A 16,360-nucleotide genomic window follows, 5' to 3' on the forward strand; every position below is an offset into this window, starting at 1 on the left:
TGAAAATTCAGCCCCTCCGGCGTTTGAGGAGCGGGGTCCGGGGCGGAGCCCCGTGGCTGTCCGCAGGACTTTCGGGAAGGGGCGGGGAGGGGAGGAACTAAAGCCGGGCCGCCTTGAGCGCCATGTGCAGCAGCAACCGGTCCTCACCCGCGTCCAGGTCGAGCCCAGTGAGCTGCTCCACCCGCGACAAGCGGTAGTACAGCGTCTGCCGGTGCACGCCGAGTACCGTCGCCGCGCGCCCCGCCTGGCCCGCCTGGTCGAGGAACACCTCGGCGGTGCGGGCGAGTTCGGGCCGGGCGAGGAGCGCGTCCGCCACCGGATCGTGCGCCGCCCGCGCAGGCAGCGCCGTGAGCAGGCGGTACGGGCCCAACTCCGCCCACTCCGCGACCCGTTCGGCCCCGACCGCCGTACCACCGGGCCCCCCGAGCCGCGCCCCCGCCGCCCGCGCCGACGCGACCGCCTCCTGCCAGGCGGCGGGCAGTTCGGCGAGCCCGCGCCGCGGCACCGCGATGCCCGCCGTACCCGTACCGCCGTCGCCAGCGTCGAGGAGCCGGGCGGCCGCCGTACGGGCCGGGCCCAGCACCTCCGCCGAGCGCAGCCGCACCAGCGCGGCCAGCACCTGAGCCGCCCCGAAAGCCCCCGCGACCGTGCACACCGCCACCGTCCCCGGCGCCCGCCCCGCCGCACCCGGAGAGGCCGACGCCGGCCACGGCGTGACGCACACCAGCGCGTGCAGCTCGTCGGCCGCCGCGCCGAGCGCGTCCCGCAGGGCCGTCGTCGCCGCCTCGCGCTGCGCGGCGGACGGCGCGGTGAGCAGGGCGCGCAGCTCGCGGGCCACGTCGTCGCCCGCCGACTCCTCCGCCGCGAGCAGCACCCCGATCCGCTCCGTCACCTGGAGGGCCGCGTCCAGCTGGGCGGCAGAAGGGCCCGGCTCGGAGTCGAGCAGCCACACGTACCCGTGGACCACGCCCCGGTGACGTACCGGAAGACAGATCCGGGCCCGGAGGACGCCCGCGTCCGGGGCCGCCGGGATGCGCACCGGGCCGTCCGCGCGGGTGATGCCGAAGCCCTCGAACCAGGACCGCACCGCGGCCGTGGACTTCCTGGTCAGGATCGAGCGCGTCCGCACCGGATCGAGGTCCAGCTCGTCCATGCCGTCGCTGTCCTGCGCGCCGAACGCGATCAGCTCGAAGTCCCGGTTCTCCAAGGTCGCGGGCGCGCCGAGCAGCGCGGAGATCTCATCGACCAGGTCCTGGTAGTCGCCCTTCACGAGGGCCATTGTGCGGCACCCGGAAGCCTGTCCCATACAGATGTCTGAGATGCAGGGCACGGATGCGTGACACCTGTCGATGGTTCAGGATCGGAGCGAACCTTAGGTTTCACGGTGGTTCCCCCTGCCGCTCCCTTTCGGTCACCGACCGCCCGGGAGCCGCTCCCTTCACATCCGTTCTGGAGGTGCCCCGTGCTGGCTCCCGTGATTCTCGCCGCGTCGCGCAGCGACAAGATGCGCCGCTTCGTGTCGGCCGCGCCGGGCACCAAGCAGGTCGTCGAGCGGTTCATCCCCGGCGAGACCGTCGACCAGGTCGTGCCGGTCGTCGAGGACGCCGTCGCCAAGGGCCTCGAAGTGACCCTCGACGTCGTCGGCGAGGACATCACGACGCCCGAGCAGGCCGCCGCCGCCCGGGACGCGTACCTGGACCTGATCGCGCACCTCAAGGGCCTCGGCCTCGGCACCAAGGCCGAGATGTCCGTGAAGCTGTCGATGTTCGGCCAGGCGCTCGCGGGCGGCCACGAGCTGGCGCTTGCCAATGTGCGCCCCGTCGTCGAGGCCGCCGCCGCCATCGGCACCACGGTGACCCTTGACGCGGAGGACCACACGACCCTCGACTCGATGTTCGCCATCCACGACGAGCTGCGGAAGGACTTCCCGCAGACCGGCTGCGTCATCCAGGCGTACCTGTTCCGCACCGAGGACGACGCCCGCCGCCTCGCCGCGAACGGCAGCCGGGTCCGGATCGTGAAGGGCGCCTACAAGGAGCCCGCCGAGGTCGCGTACCAGGACAAGGGCGAGATCGACAAGGCGTACGTCCGCATCCTGAAGATCCTGATGCACGGCGAGGGTTACCCGATGATCGGGTCCCACGACCCGCGACTCATCGCCATCAGCCAGGAGCTCGCCCGCCGTGCCGGGCGCAAGCTGGACGAGTACGAGTTCCAGATGCTGTACGGCATCCGCAGCGAGGAGCACGTCCGGCTGGCCGCCGAGGGACACCGCATGCGTGTCTACACCGCGTACGGCACCGACTGGTACGGCTACTTCATGCGGCGCCTCGCGGAGAAGCCGGCCAACCTGCTCTTCTTCGCCCGCTCGACGATCACCAAGAACTGACCGCCGGGCACCGAGACTTGGCCCAGGGCCGAGCCCCACACCCCTCATCAGAACCCCACCAAGGAGGACGGAATACATGGACGCCGTGACCCAGGTCCCCACCCCCGTCAATGAGCCGGTGCACGGCTACGCCCCCGGCTCCGCCGAGCGCGTCCGCCTGGAGGCCAAGCTCAAGGAGCTGGCCGAGAACCCGATCGACCTGCCGTGCTTCATCGGCGGCGAGCGTCGTCTCGGTGGCGGCGAGACTTTCCAGGTCGTACAGCCGCACAACCACCAGAAGGTCCTCGGCACCGCGCGCAACGCCACCACGCAGGACGCGCAGGACGCGATCGACGCCGCGCTCGCCGCCGCCCCGGCCTGGCGCGCGCTGTCCTTCGACGACCGTGCCGCGATCATCCTGCGCGCCGCCGAACTGCTCTCCGGCCCCTGGCGCGAGACGCTCGCCGCCTCGACGATGCTCGGCCAGTCGAAGACCGCCCAGCAGGCGGAGATCGACACCCCCTGCGAGCTCGTCGACTTCTGGCGCTTCAACGTCTCGTACGCCCGCCAGATCCTCGCCGAGCAGCCCCCGGCCAACGCGCCGGGTGTGTGGAACCGTCTGGACCACCGCCCGCTCGAAGGCTTCGTGTACGCGATCACGCCGTTCAACTTCACGGCCATCGCGGGCAACCTGCCGACCGCGCCCGCCCTCATGGGCAACGTGGTCGTGTGGAAGCCGTCCCCGACGCAGACCCACGCCGCCGTGCTGCTGATGCAGCTGCTTGAGGAGGCCGGGCTGCCGAAGGGCGTCATCAACCTGGTCACGGGTGACGGCCTGGCGGTCTCGGAGGTCGCCCTGGAGCACCCGGAGCTCGCGGGCATCCACTTCACCGGTTCGACCAAGACCTTCCAGCACCTGTGGAAGACGGTCGGCAACAACATCGAGAAGTACCGCTCGTACCCGCGCATCGTCGGTGAGACCGGCGGCAAGGACTTCGTCGTCGCCCACCCGTCGGCCGACCCGGCGGTCCTGAAGACGGCGCTGACCCGCGGTTCCTTCGAGTTCCAGGGCCAGAAGTGCTCCGCCTCGTCGCGTGCGTACGTCCCCGCCTCGATCTGGAACAACGGCTTCAAGGAGCAGTTCGCGGCCGAGGTCGACGGCATCAAGATGGGTGACGTCACCGACCTGTCGAACTTCATCGGCGCCGTCATCGACGACCGTTCCTTCGCGAAGAACAAGGCCGCGATCGACCGCGCCAAGGCGGACGAGTCCTGCACGGTCATCGCGGGCGGCACGTACGACGACTCGGAGGGCTACTTCGTCCGCCCGACCGTCATCGAGTGCACCGACCCCGAGAATGAGGTCTTCACGACCGAGTACTTCGGCCCGATCCTCGCCGTGCACGTCTACGAGGACGACAAGTACGAGGAGATGCTGGCGCAGATGGAGTCCGTGTCCGCGTACGCGCTGACCGGCTCGATCATCGCCGGTGACCGTGCGGCCGCGGCCGACGCGATGGAGAAGCTCCGCTTCGCCGCGGGCAACTTCTACATCAACGACAAGTCGACCGGCGCCGTCGTCGGCCAGCAGCCCTTCGGCGGCGGCCGCGCCTCCGGCACCAACGACAAGGCCGGCGCCCCGCAGAACCTGATGCGCTGGACGCTGACCCGCGCCATCAAGGAGTCGCTGGTCTCGCCGACCGACTACTCCTACCCGCACATGGGCTGAGGTTCACTGCCCGCTTGAACACCCGCCCCCGTACGGTGACCGCACCGGACGGGGGCGGTGTACGTACGGGGGGGGCGGTGTACGTGCGGGTCAGACTTCCACCAGCACCTGGTCGAGCGACTTCCGCACCAGGTCCGGGACGTGGCAGTCCGGTGCCGGGTAGCCGACCGGGATCACCGCGAACGCCTTCTCGTTCTCCGGCCGGTCGAGGACCTGGCCGAGGAACCGCATCGGGCTCGGCGTGTGCACCAGCGCCGCGAGCCCCGACAGATGCAGGGCCGAGAGCAGCATGCCGACGGCGATGCCCACCGACTCGTCGACGTAGTAGTGCTTGTGCCGGGTGCCGTCCGCGCCGAGCCAGTAGCGCTGCTGGAAGACGACGATCAGGGCCGGGGCGTCCGTCAGATGGGGCTTCACCTCGTCCGTGCCGAGCGGCCGCAGCGCCGCCAGCCACTCCTCGCCGAGCCGCCCGTCGTAACTGACCTGCTCCTCGTGCTCGGCCGCCGCGCGGATCCGCCGCCGCACGTCCGGGTCGCGTACGAGCACGAACGTCCACGGCTGCTGATGCGCCCCGGACGGCGCGGTCGACGCACACGCGATCGCGTCCCGTACGGCCTGCTCGGGTACGGGGTCGGGCGCGAACTGCCGTACGGTGCGCCGCCGTTGCATCCGCTCCCGCAGCTCGGCGGCGCGGGCCAGCGACTCGTCGTGCGGCATCCGCTCGGGACGGTAGGGGACGGGCCGGTAGGGCTCTCCGTGGACCGGGGTCCAGTGCGCAGTCTCGCTCATACGCCGAAGTCTGCCGCGCGCCCCGCTCTCCTGGACAGAGGGCATTCCGCCCGGATTTCGGAGTGCGGCGACCGATCGCCGGTACGTACGGTGACCCGGTGACCGAACTCCTCCTCACCCACACCAGCGTCCTCACCGCCCCCGAACTCGCCGACGTACGCGCCCTGTTGGACGCCGCCTTCGACGGGGACTTCGGCGTGGAGGACTGGGACCACTGCCTGGGTGGCCTTCACGCCCGCATCCTCGACGGCGGCCGCCTGCTCGCCCACGGCGCCGTGGTGCAGCGCCGGGTGCGGCACGCGGGCCGCTGGCGGCGCGTCGGATACGTGGAGGCCCTCGCGGTGCGTGCGGACGTCCGCAGGCGTGGGCTGGGCGGGCAGATCATGGGAGCTCTGGAGCAGATCGTCGAGCGTGGTCACGACTTCGGGGCGCTGTCGGCCTCCGACGAGGGCGCACTGCTGTACGCCTCGCGCGGCTGGCAGGTGTGGCCCGGACTCGTGCTGGCCGCCGACCCCTCCATGGGTCCGCTCCGCCTCCCCGACGAGGAGGGTTCGACGTACGTCTGGCCGCCCCTGGCCGCGAGCGCGGGCGACGAGCTGGTCTTCGACTGGCGGGACGGGGATGTGCTGTGACCGGGCGGCGAGAGGACCGGCGGAAGGGCCTCCGCGGGCCCGCTTCATGATCGCCGTCTCAGATAGTAGGAAGTCCGAGTAATTGTAGAGACAGCGGCTCGATGCTGGCTTAGCTTGGTAGGAGCCGAACGTCTCGCTCGATCCAGCGAATGGCGGTCGTGAGCCGGCCCTCACGCAGGCAACCCCTGCGGGCCCCGGGCTCCCCGCCTGCCTTCCGGCGTCTCGTAGAAACCCCTCTCCGCACTCCGTCGTGCCCCTCAAGGAGTCGAATCCTCATGACCGAGACGACCGTCGCCGCCCGCCGAGTCCGCCGCGCCCCCCGCATCGGGGAGACCGAGCGCAAGAACGCCGCCGCCGCCCTCCAGCGCGCTCTCGACCGGAGGGACAACGGCGGCGAGACGGGTCACTGAGGTCACTGAGACCTCTGGGCCCGTCCTCGTACGACCTCGAAGTGGTCGACGCGCTCGCCGTTCTCGGCGAGTGCGGAGACAGTCATACGCGGCCTCGCTGGGGATTCGTGCCCCGACAGGGGCGCGGGGAACTGCGCGGCCAGCCGCGACGGCGCAGCGGTCGGGCGACGGCGGAATCAGCCCCTCCGGCGTTTGAGGAGCGGGGGGCCGGGGGCGGAGCCCCCTGGGGGCCGTCCATATAACGGACACCGAGTGTCACCGGGTAAGACAACCGCGTACCCTCAAAACCATGTCTCGCAGCATCAATCTCGCAGTCATCCCCGGCGACGGCATCGGCCCGGAGGTCGTGGCCCAGGGGCTCAAGGTTCTCGGTGCCGTGCTCCCGCAGGATGTGAAGCTGGAGACGAAGGAGTTCGACTTCGGCGCGAAGCGGTACCACGCCACCGGTGAGACCCTCACCGACGCCGACACGGACGCCCTCAAGCGGCACGACGCGATCCTGCTCGGCGCCATCGGCGACCCGAGCGTCCCGTCCGGGGTCCTGGAGCGCGGCTTCCTGCTGAAGCTCCGCTTCCTCTTCGACCACCACGTCAATCTGCGCCCGAGCCGCCTGCTCCCGGGTGTCCCGACTCCGCTCGCGGGCCAGCCCGAGATCGACTTCGTCGTCGTACGCGAAGGCACCGAGGGTCCGTACACCGGCAACGGCGGCACCATCCGCAAGGGCACCCCGCACGAGGTCGCCACCGAGGTCTCCGTGAACACGGCCTTCGGTGTCGAGCGCGTCGTCCGGGACGCCTTCGCCCGCGCGCAGGCCCGCCCGCGCAAGAAGCTGACCCTGGTCCACAAGAACAACGTCCTGGCGTACGCGGGACACCTGTGGACGGACGTCTTCAACCGCGTGGCCGAGGAGTTCCCCGAGGTCACCACCGACTACATCCACGTCGACGCCGCGACGATCTACCTCGTCACCGACCCGGCCCGCTTCGACGTGATCGTCACCGACAACCTCTTCGGCGACATCATCACCGACCTCGCCGCGGCCGTCTCCGGCGGCATCGGCGTCGCGGCCTCCGGGAACATCAACCCGAGCCGCGAGTTCCCGTCCATGTTCGAGCCCGTGCACGGCTCGGCCCCGGACATCGCCGGTCAGGCCAAGGCCGACCCCACGGCCACGGTCCTCTCCGTCGCCCTCCTCCTGCGCCACCTCGGGTACGACGCCGAGGCCGCGCGCATCGAGGACGCCGTCTCCGCCGACCTGGCCGAGCGCGGCGAGAACTCCCGTACCACGGACGAGATCGGCGACGCGCTCGCCGGGCGAGTAGCCGGCTGACCCGGCCGCTCCACCTCAGGGTTACCAAGCCGCCGGGTCGCACACGCACCCGGCGGCTTCTCGTATGCGCCGCCGGGTGCCACCATCGACATCTGGACCGCAGCCACACCGTTTCAGTCACAGCCCCTCCCGAGCGATAATCGGACGTGGGGCCGCGAAATGCGGGTAAGCGAGTACGAGACAGTCGCCTCAGCGCGGCGTGAGCGCGGTCCGACACACACGAAACGGTGAAGGACAAGCACTCATGACGACGCCCACGATCGAGCTCAAGCCCTCCTCAACGCCGCTCTCCGACGCGGAGCGGGACGCGATCCTGGCCAACCCCGGGTTCGGCCGCCACTTCACCGACCACATGGTCACCATCAAGTGGACGGAGGGGCGTGGCTGGCACGACGGTCAGCTGGTGCCGTACGGCCCGCTGTCGCTCGACCCGGCGACGAACGTCCTGCACTACGCCCAGGAGATCTTCGAGGGCCTCAAGGCCTACCGCCGCCCCGACAGCTCCGTCGCCACGTTCCGGCCCGACGCCAACGCCCGCCGCTTCCAGGCCTCTGCCCGCCGCCTGGCCATGCCCGAGCTGCCGGTCGAGACCTTCGTCGAGGCCTGCGACGTGCTCGTCCAGCACGACAAGGCGTGGGTTCCGGCGCACGGCGGTGAGGAGTCGCTCTACCTGCGGCCGTTCATGATCGCCACGGAGGTCGGGCTCGGTGTGAAGCCGGCCAGTGAGTACCTTTTCGTCGTCATCGCCTCGCCGGCCGGCGCGTACTTCCCGGGCGGCGTGAAGCCCGTCTCCATCTGGGCCTCCCAGGACCGCGTGCGCGCCGTGCCCGGCGGCATGGGCGACGCCAAGACCGGTGGCAACTACGCCGCTTCGCTGCTCGCCCAGGCCGAGGCCGCGGAGCAGGGCTGCGACCAGGTCTGCTACCTCGACGCCGTGGAGCACAAGTGGGTCGAGGAACTCGGCGGCATGAACCTGTACTTCGTGTACGGAGACAAAATCGTCACGCCGACCCTCACCGGCTCGATCCTGGAGGGCATCACGCGCGACTCGCTCCTGGAGGTCGCCCGTGACCTCGGCTACGAGTCCGTGGAGGAGCGCGTCTCCATCGACCAGTGGCGCGAGGACACCGCGAACGGCACGCTCACCGAGGTCTTCGCCTGCGGTACGGCCGCGGTGATCACCCCGGTCGGCACCGTCAAGACGGACGGCACCGAGTGGACCCAGGGCAACGGCGAGCCGGGCCCCGCCACGATGAGGCTGCGGGAGGCGCTGCTCGACGTCCAGCGGGGCAAGGCGGAGGACAAGCACGGCTGGATGCACGTGCTGGGCTGAGGTCTTGCCGGGGCGTGCCGGTGGGCGTCGACCAGCTGATCGTCGATCGCCTGCGGCTCGTCCTCAAGCGCCGGACGGGCTGGATCATCGGCCTTCGGCCTCGTCCTCAAGCGCCGGACGGGCTGGATCATCGGCCTTCGGCCTCGTCCTCAAGCGCCGGACGGGCTGGATCATCGGCCTTCGGCCTCGTCCTCAAGCGCCGGACGGGCTGGAGTTGCCGGCCCGAGCCCCAAGCGGCGACCTCAAGCCCGCACGCTCAAGTGCGATCGCCGGACGAGCTCACCAGGACGAGCTCGTCCGGCGCCGGCGCGTTCGCGGCCCGCGGCGCGAGCAGCGCGTACACCACGCCCCCGACCACTCCCGACAGCACGAAGCTGCAGTCCACACCTCCGGTGAGCGGCAGCAGCGGGCCCTCGTACAGCGGTGTCGAGACCGCGGCCAGGCCGATGACCGCGCCCGCCGTCCAGGCCGTCGTGGCGCGGGGTTCCCAGCCGGCGCGGTACCAGTAGATGCCGCCTCGGGAGCGGTTGTTGAAGACCTGGAGGGCCTCCGGGTCGTAACGGCCGCGCAGGCGCCGGTGGCCGATGAGGGTGATCACCGCCCAGGGCGTGCCGATCGCCGTCAACAGCAGGACGAAGGACGTCATCGCCGACTGGGCGTCCCACGCGAAGTGGCCGAGGAAGACGAACGCGGTGGCCACGACGGCGACGATCACCGTGGCCTGCGTACGGCTGGCGCGCGGGACGATCGCGTCCAGGTCGAGGCCCATCGAGTACAGCATCAGACCCGCGTTGCCGACCGAGCCGGCGGTGGCGGCGAGCAGGAGCGGGAGCAGGTACCAGCCGGGGGCCGCGTCGACCAGCGGGCCCGCGTAGTCCAGGCCGGCGCGGGCGGCGAGCGCGGTGAACGTTCCGAAGAGCTGCGGCAGCAGGAGGCCCACCGTCAGGCCCAGACCCGTCGCGCGCAGGACGGTGCGGGGTGTGTGCCGGGTGGGGGAGATGTAGCGGGAGTAGTCGCCGAGCAGGGTGATGAACGCGACCGGTCCGCTGAGCCCCGCGGCGACCGCGGCGAACAGCCAGGTCGGCCAGAACGAGCCGAGCAGGTACGGGGTGTCGGGCGGGGCGGCGGTCGTGAAGTCGCCCGCGTACGCGAGAACGCCGAGGGCGAGCAGCACCGTCATGCCGACGGCGAGCGCCTTGCTCAGGCGGAGCAGCAGCTGGTAGCCGAAGACCGCGCCGACCACGGTGGCGCCCGCGAGCAGCGCGTACACCAGGGCGTGCACCAGGCCGCCGTCCGGCATCCCGGTCAGCCGGGCCAGCGTGCCGATCATGACGTCGCCGCCGATCCACAGCGTCAGCGCGGTGTAGCCGAGGGAAAGCAGCAGGCCCACGACCGAGCCGATGAGGCGGCCGCGGACGCCGAAGGCGGCGCCGCTGGACGTGGAGAGGTTGGTCGCGGTGCGCAGCGAGACCAGGGCGAGCGGGGCCGTGACGAGGACGCCGACGGCGGTGCCCGCGACGATCGCCGTGACCGACGGCCACAGGCCGAGCCCGAACGACGGCGGCAGCCAGCCGAAGACGATCACGCCCAGGCAGAGGTTCGAGCCGAGCAGGATCGAGATGAGGTCACGCGGGCCGCTGGTGCGTTCCGCTTCCGGGATGGTGTCCACTCCGCGCTGTTCAATCGGCATCGGCGTCCCCTGTCCGTGGCATCAGTTTGAGTGGTGCTCTAACTCATCTAGGCTGGCTACCATGAAGTACGTCAAGGTTTCGCGTCAATCCTTTGCTCATTTCGGATCCGGGTTTAGAGTGACGTACTAACTGGAAGCAAGGGAGTGCCGTGCGACTCACCCCCACCGAGCGGGACCGGCTGCTGCTGTTCAACGCGGCCGAGCTGGCCCGTGCCCGCCGCGCCCGCGGGCTGCGACTCAACGTCCCCGAGTCGACCGCCCTCATCGCCGACACCGTCTGCGAGGCCGCCCGTGACGGACTGCGCCTCGCCGAGGCCGTGGAGCGCGCCCGCTCCGTGCTCGGCCCGGACGATGTGCTGCCCGGCGTCGCCGATGTCGTGACCGAGGTGCATGTGGAGGCCGTCTTCGACGACGGCTCCCGCCTCGCCGTCGTCGCCGACCCGCTGCGGGGCGGCTCCCTCGGCGACTCCGCCCCCGGCGCCGTGCTGCCCGGACCGGCGCACGAGGAGCCCGAGCCGGACGTGCGGCTCGCCGTGCGGAACACGGCTTCCGTGCCGGTCAGCGTGACCTCGCACTTCCACTTCTTCGAGGCCAACCCGCGACTCGACTTCGACCGCTCCGCGGCGTACGGGATGCGGCTCGCGATCCCCGCCGGGGCGTCGTTCCGCTTCGACCCGGGAGGCGAGGCCGAGGTCGGTCTCGTACCGATCGGGGGCGCGCGGATCGCGATCGGCTTCGCCGGTCTCGTCGACGGAGCGCTGGACGCACCCGGCGCGAAGCACGAAGCTCTGCGCCGCGCCGCGGCCTGCGGATACCTGGGGGCCACGGAGGGAGACCGAGCATGAGCAGGCCCACCAGGCACACCGACCACGGCGTGCCGGCCGCCGAGCACATCGACCCGCGCGAGTACGCCTCCGTGCACGGTCCGCGCGCCGGTGACCGGGTCGTCCTCGGTGATTCCGGTCTCGTCGTCCGTGTGGAGTCGGACTCGCAGCGGCACGGCGACGAGTTCCTGGCCGGTTTCGGCAAGACGGCCCGTGACGGGCTGCATCTCAAGGCCGCCGCCGTACGTGAGACCTGCGATGTCGTGATCAGTAATGTGCTGGTGATCGACGCGGTGCAGGGGATCCGGAAGGTGTCGATCGGGATCAGGGAAGGGCGGATCACGGCGATCGGGCGGGCCGGCAACCCCGACACCCTCGACGGTGTGGACGTCGTCGTGGGCACCGGCACCACCATCGTCTCCGGCGAAGGCATGATCGCCACCGCCGGTGCCGTGGACACCCACGTCCACCTGCTGTCGCCGCGCGTCATGGAGGCCTCGCTGGCTTCCGGTGTCACCACGATCATCGGGCAGGAGTTCGGCCCGGTGTGGGGTGTCGGTGTCAACTCGCCCTGGGCGCTGCGCAACGCGTTCGGCGCGTTCGACGCCTGGCCGGTCAACATCGGCTTCCTGGCGCGGGGTTCGTCCTCCGACGGTGCACCGCTGGTGGAGGCGCTCGCCGAGGGCGGGGCCTCCGGCTTCAAGGTGCACGAGGACATGGGCGCGCACACGCGGGCGCTTGACACGGCGCTGCGGGTGGCCGAGGAACATGACGTCCAAGTCGCCCTGCACAGCGACGGGTTGAATGAGTGCCTGTCGGTGGAGGACACGCTCAGTGTTCTTGACGGGCGTACGATCCACGCCTTCCACATCGAGGGCTGCGGCGGCGGTCATGTGCCGAACGTGCTGAAGATGGCGGGTGTGCCGAACGTGATCGGTTCGTCCACCAACCCGACGTTGCCGTTCGGGCGGGACGCGGTCGCCGAGCACTACGGGATGATCGTCTCGGTCCACGACCTGAAGACGGATCTGCCCGGCGATGCCGCGATGGCCCGCGACCGCATCCGGGCCGGGACGATGGGTGCCGAGGACGTCCTGCACGACCTGGGCGCGATCGGGATCACCTCGTCCGACGCGCAGGGCATGGGCCGGGCGGGCGAGACGGTCCGTCGTACGTTCGCGATGGCCGGGAAGATGAAGGCCGAGCTGGGCCCGATGGAGGGCGACGGCGTGCACGACGACAACGCGCGCGTGCTGCGTTACCTGGCCAAGCTGACCCTCAACCCGGCGATCGCGCACGGCCTTTCGCACGAGGTCGGATCGATCGAGGTCGGCAAGATGGCCGACATCGTGCTCTGGCAGCCGCAGTACTTCGGCGCCAAACCGCAGCTCGTCCTCAAGTCCGGCTTCCCCGCGTACGGCGTCACCGGCGACCCCAACGCCGCCACCGACACCTGCGAACCCCTGGTCCTCGGGCCGCAGTTCGGGGCGTACGGGGCGACGCCCGCGGAGATCTCCGTGGCCTTCGTCGCCCAGGCCGCCATCGACCGCGGACACGACCTGATGCCGACCCGGCGCCGCCGCGTCGCCGTGCGCGGCACCCGCGGCATCGGCCCGGCCGACCTGTTGCTCAACTCCCGTATCGGCGACGTGAACGTGGACGCGCGCAGCGGCCTCGTCACGCTCGACGGCGACCCGCTGCGCTCCGAGCCCGTCGAGTCGATGTCGCTCAACCGCCTGTACTTCCTCTGACCGTCCCTCCTCTGACCGACCCCCCGCTGACCTGACCGACCCCCCTTGCGAGAAGGATCCCCATGACGTTCCGCATGCCGCCCGAGTGGGCCCCGCACGAGCGCACCTGGATGGCCTGGCCCGGCCCCAACACCACGTTCTCGTCCTCCGAGGAACTGGCCGAGTCCCGCGCCGCCTGGGCCGCCGTGGCCCGCGCCGTACGCCGCTTCGAGCCGGTCACCGTCGTCCACGGCCCCGGCCAGTCCGCCTCCGCGCGCGCCCTGCTCGGCCCCGACATCGAGCTGGTCGAGCGGGAGCTGGACGACGCGTGGATGCGCGACATCGGCCCGACCTTCGTCACCGACGGCACCCGACTGGCCGCCGTGGACTGGGTGTTCAACGGCTGGGGCGCCCAGGAGTGGGCCACCTGGGAGCACGACTCGAAGATCGCCTCGTACGTCGCCGACCTGGCCGGAGTCCCCCTGCACAGCTCGTCGCTCGTCAACGAGGGCGGCGGCATCCACGTCGACGGCGAGGGCACCGTGCTCCTCACCGAGACCGTGCAGCTCGGCCCGGAGCGCAACCCCGGCTGGACCAAGGAGATGGTCGAGGCGGAGATCCACGCCAAGCTCGGCACCACCAAGGCGATCTGGCTGAAGCGCGGCCTCGCCGCCGACTATCCCCCGCACGGCTACGGCACCCTCGGCCACGTCGACATCGTCGCCGCCTTCGCCGGGCCCGGAGTCGTCGTCGTGCACACCCAGCCCGACCCGGAGCACCCGGACCACGAGCCCTGCCAGGAGAACGTCGAGTTCCTGCGCACCCAGACCGACGCGAAGGGACGCCGCCTGACGGTCGTCGAGGTGCCCGCGCCGACCAGGATCCGCGAGGAGGACGGCGGCTGGGCCGACTACTCGTACATCAACCACTACCTCTGCAACGGCGGCGTCGTGCTCTGCTCCTTCGACGACCCGCGCGACGAGCTCGCGGCCGGTACGTTCCGCCGGCTCTTCCCGGACCGGACCGTCACCCTCGTCGATGCCCGTACGATCTTCGCGGGAGGCGGTGGCATCCACTGCATCACCCAGCAGCAGCCCAAGGTGTGATTCGAGGAGAGACCGCATGGCTCCGGGAGCCCGCGCGCGCAGGCACGCCCCACCGCGCGACCAGGTGCTGTCCGCTGCCATGGCGATGATCGCCGAGGGCGGCCTGGACCGGCTCACCATGGCCGCGCTCGGCCGTGAGGTCGGCATGAGCAGCGGCCACCTTCTCTACTACTTCAAGACGAAGGACGAGCTGCTCCTGCAGACCCTGGAGTGGAGCGAGGGCCGCCTCGGCGAGGAGCGCCGCACACTCCTCGACTCCCCACAGCCGGCGCGCGCCCGCCTGGACGCGTATGTCGAGCTGTACGTCCCGGTCGCGCCCCGCGACCCGCACTGGACGCTGTGGCTGGAGGTCTGGAACCGCTCGCAGTACGCGGACGCGGAGGCCGAGTCGCGCGGCCGGCAGGCCGCCATCGAGAAGGCCTGGCACCGCGACCTGGTGGCGCTGCTCGCCGAGGGCATCTCGCGCGGCGAGCTGCGCGCGGTCGACCCGGAGCGCTTCGCGGCCCGCCTTCGCGCCCTGCTCGACGGCTTCTCGCTGCATGTGGCGGTCGGCCTGCCGGGCACGGCACGGGACCAAGTCATCGCGCACGTACGGGAGTTCGTGGACAGCGCCCTGGGCGTATGACCGAGCGGCGCACCCCGGGACGGGGGGTGCGCCGCTCTTGCCGTTCTGTACGCGGTTCAGTGCGCGGTTCAGTGGTCGGTTCAGTACGCGGTTCAGTGCTCGGTTCAGTAGACGTCGACCCCGTACGCGGTCAGCGCCTCCTGCACCGGCTGGAAGACCGCCGAACCGACGCCGTTGTCGCAGGTGCCGCCGGAGCCGGAGTGGATGCCGAGGGCCGTGCTGCCCGCGAAGTGCGCGCCGCCGCTGTCGCCGCCGGCCGAGCAGGCGTTGGTCTTCACCATGCCGTACACGTAGTCGCCGTTGCCGTAGTTCACGGTGACGTCGGTCTGCGTGACGGAGCCCGAGGTGACCTTGGTGGTCGAGCCGGACTTCTTGATCGCCTGGCCGACCACGGCCGCTGCGGCCGAAGTGATGTCCTGGTAGCTGCCGTTGTAGAGGTTCACATGGCCCGCGGGTGCCGAGCCGTCGGTGTACTTGACGATGCCGTAGTCGTTGGTCGGGAAGCTCGACCCGGTGCGCTCGCCGATCACCGGGCCGCCGGAGGAGGCGCTCCAGTTCGCGACCGAGTCGGTGCAGTGCCCGGCCGTGAGGAAGTACCGGGTCGAGCCGCTGGAGACGTTGAACGCGGCCGAGCAGCGGGTGCCGCCGCCGTAGATCGCGTCCCCGCCCGCCACCTCCTCGGTGAACTCGCCCGGTACGCGGGTGACTTGGACCGCCCCGTCCAGGGTGCCCGCGACCCGCTCGATGGTGGTGTACTCGGCCGCCGAGACCGTGGAGTCGGCCTCGACGACGACCTGGTTGCGTCTGGGGTCCACGCCCCAGCTGGTGCCGGGGATCTTCGCGCCCTTCTCCAGGGCGGCCGTCGCCTCTTTCAGCTGGGTGCCGCTGCGCTCGACCAGCTTCGGCGTGCCGCCGCGGGACCGGACCAGTTCGGCGTCCGCCTCCTTCGTGACCGTGGTGACCAGATCGCCCGTGCGGGCGTCGAGGTAGCTGCCCGCGCTGCGCCCGCCCAGCTCGCGCGCGAGGTCGTCGCTGCGCTGGTACGTGTCGGCGCCCGCGCGGACACCGGGCGAGGGGTCTTCGGCGCCGGGCGCGGCGGCCGCGGGGGAGCCGGGCAGTAGGAGGGTGAGGGGGAGTGCCACCAGGGTCACGGCGGTGGCCAGAGTGCGCTTCACGTGCTGCCTCCCGACAGGGTGGGGGTGTCGTTGCGACAGGGCGTTGCTCCGACAGAGTGTCGTGTTCACAACAGAAAGCGCGTGCATCATAGGTCCGGACCAGCACCGGGAGGCCGCAGCGACGCGTGGAGGTTTTGTGCGCCGTTACCCCCGATGCGGAGTGCGTCGCCCTGTACCGCTGTGGGCAGCAGTTCCGCTGGGGCGGAACGGGTGGGCACAGCCCCACGTGCCGGGCGCCCATGGCGACAACGCTCAGGCGGGCGCCCCGGGGTGACGGACACCACGCCCCGGGCCGCCCGCATAGTGAGACCCCCGCCCCAGAAAGGGGCAACTTATGCAAAGCTCGCCGGGTGTCCCGCAACGCGATGATTATTCGCAGCGAGCGCGCCGGTCCGCAGTGACCGTCACGTACGAAAAGACCGTACGGGCGGACACCGTCGTCCCAGACCCGCGCGCAGACCTCTCGCACCCGCGAGAGGTTTTTCTGTTTTCCCGGCCCACCTCACACCGGGAGCGGAGCGCGAGGGATCATAGGGGAACGGTGGAACCGGTCATTCCGGTAGACCGAGATCCGAAAACAGGAGCCAGATCAGCATGACGGCAAGCACGGGAAATCCCG

General features: G+C 71.0%; 14 protein-coding genes. 10 read left to right on the forward strand and 4 right to left on the reverse strand.

The features are described 5' to 3' along the window. Positions 1-97 precede the first annotated feature (97 nt). Positions 98-1,279 carry a PucR family transcriptional regulator gene (locus QIT00_RS32630; protein WP_282539076.1) on the reverse strand — a complete coding sequence of 394 codons (1,182 nt, stop codon included), beginning with the start codon at positions 1,277-1,279 and terminating at the stop codon, positions 98-100. A 183-nt stretch (positions 1,280-1,462) separates the two neighbouring features. Between QIT00_RS32630 and QIT00_RS32635 the strand changes: the two genes are divergently transcribed. Together QIT00_RS32635 and pruA are read left to right on the forward strand one after the other, a co-directional pair. Then, a complete protein-coding gene (locus QIT00_RS32635; protein ID WP_282539077.1) occupies positions 1,463-2,389 on the forward strand; it encodes a proline dehydrogenase family protein in 927 nt (308 codons plus the stop codon). Positions 2,390-2,465: 76 nt separating this feature from the next. Beyond that, positions 2,466-4,097, forward strand: coding sequence for an L-glutamate gamma-semialdehyde dehydrogenase (pruA, locus tag QIT00_RS32640; protein WP_282539078.1), 1,632 nt, complete (start codon positions 2,466-2,468; stop codon positions 4,095-4,097). 90 nt (positions 4,098-4,187) lie between these two features. Here the strand turns inward: pruA and QIT00_RS32645 are convergent, their stop codons facing one another. Continuing rightward, positions 4,188-4,886 (reverse strand): nitroreductase family protein, encoded by a 699-nt coding sequence (locus QIT00_RS32645; RefSeq protein ID WP_282539079.1) that lies wholly within the window; start codon positions 4,884-4,886, stop codon positions 4,188-4,190. A gap of 98 nt (positions 4,887-4,984) precedes the next feature. Here QIT00_RS32645 and QIT00_RS32650 point away from each other — a divergent pair, with 98 nt between their 5' ends. From QIT00_RS32650 to QIT00_RS32665, 4 genes are all read left to right on the forward strand, one after another. After that, positions 4,985-5,518 (forward strand): GNAT family N-acetyltransferase, encoded by a 534-nt coding sequence (locus QIT00_RS32650; RefSeq protein WP_282539080.1) that lies wholly within the window; start codon positions 4,985-4,987, stop codon positions 5,516-5,518. Positions 5,519-5,793: 275 nt separating this feature from the next. Further along, the gene (locus tag QIT00_RS32655; protein WP_282539081.1) at positions 5,794-5,928 is read left to right on the forward strand and encodes a hypothetical protein; all 135 of its coding nucleotides are present in this window, start codon (positions 5,794-5,796) and stop codon (positions 5,926-5,928) included. 289 nt (positions 5,929-6,217) lie between these two features. Beyond that, the gene (locus QIT00_RS32660; RefSeq protein ID WP_282539082.1) at positions 6,218-7,258 is read left to right on the forward strand and encodes a 3-isopropylmalate dehydrogenase; all 1,041 of its coding nucleotides are present in this window, start codon (positions 6,218-6,220) and stop codon (positions 7,256-7,258) included. A 244-nt stretch (positions 7,259-7,502) separates the two neighbouring features. After that, the gene (locus tag QIT00_RS32665) at positions 7,503-8,591 is read left to right on the forward strand and encodes a branched-chain amino acid aminotransferase (protein ID WP_282539083.1); all 1,089 of its coding nucleotides are present in this window, start codon (positions 7,503-7,505) and stop codon (positions 8,589-8,591) included. Positions 8,592-8,847: 256 nt separating this feature from the next. Here the strand turns inward: QIT00_RS32665 and QIT00_RS32670 are convergent, their stop codons facing one another. Next, positions 8,848-10,281, reverse strand: a complete 1,434-nt coding sequence (locus QIT00_RS32670; RefSeq protein ID WP_282539084.1) for a cytosine permease — start codon at positions 10,279-10,281, stop codon at positions 8,848-8,850. Between the two features lie 149 nt (positions 10,282-10,430). Here QIT00_RS32670 and ureA point away from each other — a divergent pair, with 149 nt between their 5' ends. From ureA to QIT00_RS32690, 4 genes are all read left to right on the forward strand, one after another. After that, on the forward strand, positions 10,431-11,126 hold the full coding sequence (gene ureA, locus QIT00_RS32675) for an urease subunit gamma (RefSeq protein WP_282539085.1): 696 nt from the start codon (positions 10,431-10,433) through the stop codon (positions 11,124-11,126). Beyond that, entirely contained in the window at positions 11,123-12,856 is a 1,734-nt protein-coding gene (locus QIT00_RS32680; RefSeq protein ID WP_282539086.1) for an urease subunit alpha, read from the forward strand. The genes ureA and QIT00_RS32680 overlap by 4 nt, the downstream gene beginning before the upstream one ends. A gap of 62 nt (positions 12,857-12,918) precedes the next feature. Next, positions 12,919-13,941 carry an agmatine deiminase family protein gene (locus QIT00_RS32685; RefSeq protein ID WP_282539087.1) on the forward strand — a complete coding sequence of 341 codons (1,023 nt, stop codon included), beginning with the start codon at positions 12,919-12,921 and terminating at the stop codon, positions 13,939-13,941. A 16-nt stretch (positions 13,942-13,957) separates the two neighbouring features. Then, complete coding sequence (locus QIT00_RS32690; protein WP_282539088.1) at positions 13,958-14,566, forward strand: TetR/AcrR family transcriptional regulator; 609 nt, start codon at positions 13,958-13,960, stop codon at positions 14,564-14,566. Positions 14,567-14,670: 104 nt separating this feature from the next. Here QIT00_RS32690 and QIT00_RS32695 read toward each other — a convergent pair whose 3' ends face one another. After that, positions 14,671-15,741 (reverse strand): S1 family peptidase, encoded by a 1,071-nt coding sequence (locus tag QIT00_RS32695; protein WP_282539089.1) that lies wholly within the window; start codon positions 15,739-15,741, stop codon positions 14,671-14,673. Between the last annotated feature and the right edge of the window lie 619 nt (positions 15,742-16,360).

This window comes from Streptomyces luteolus (genome assembly GCF_029968015.1).
Classification (GTDB): Bacteria; Actinomycetota; Actinomycetes; order Streptomycetales; family Streptomycetaceae; genus Streptomyces; species Streptomyces luteolus.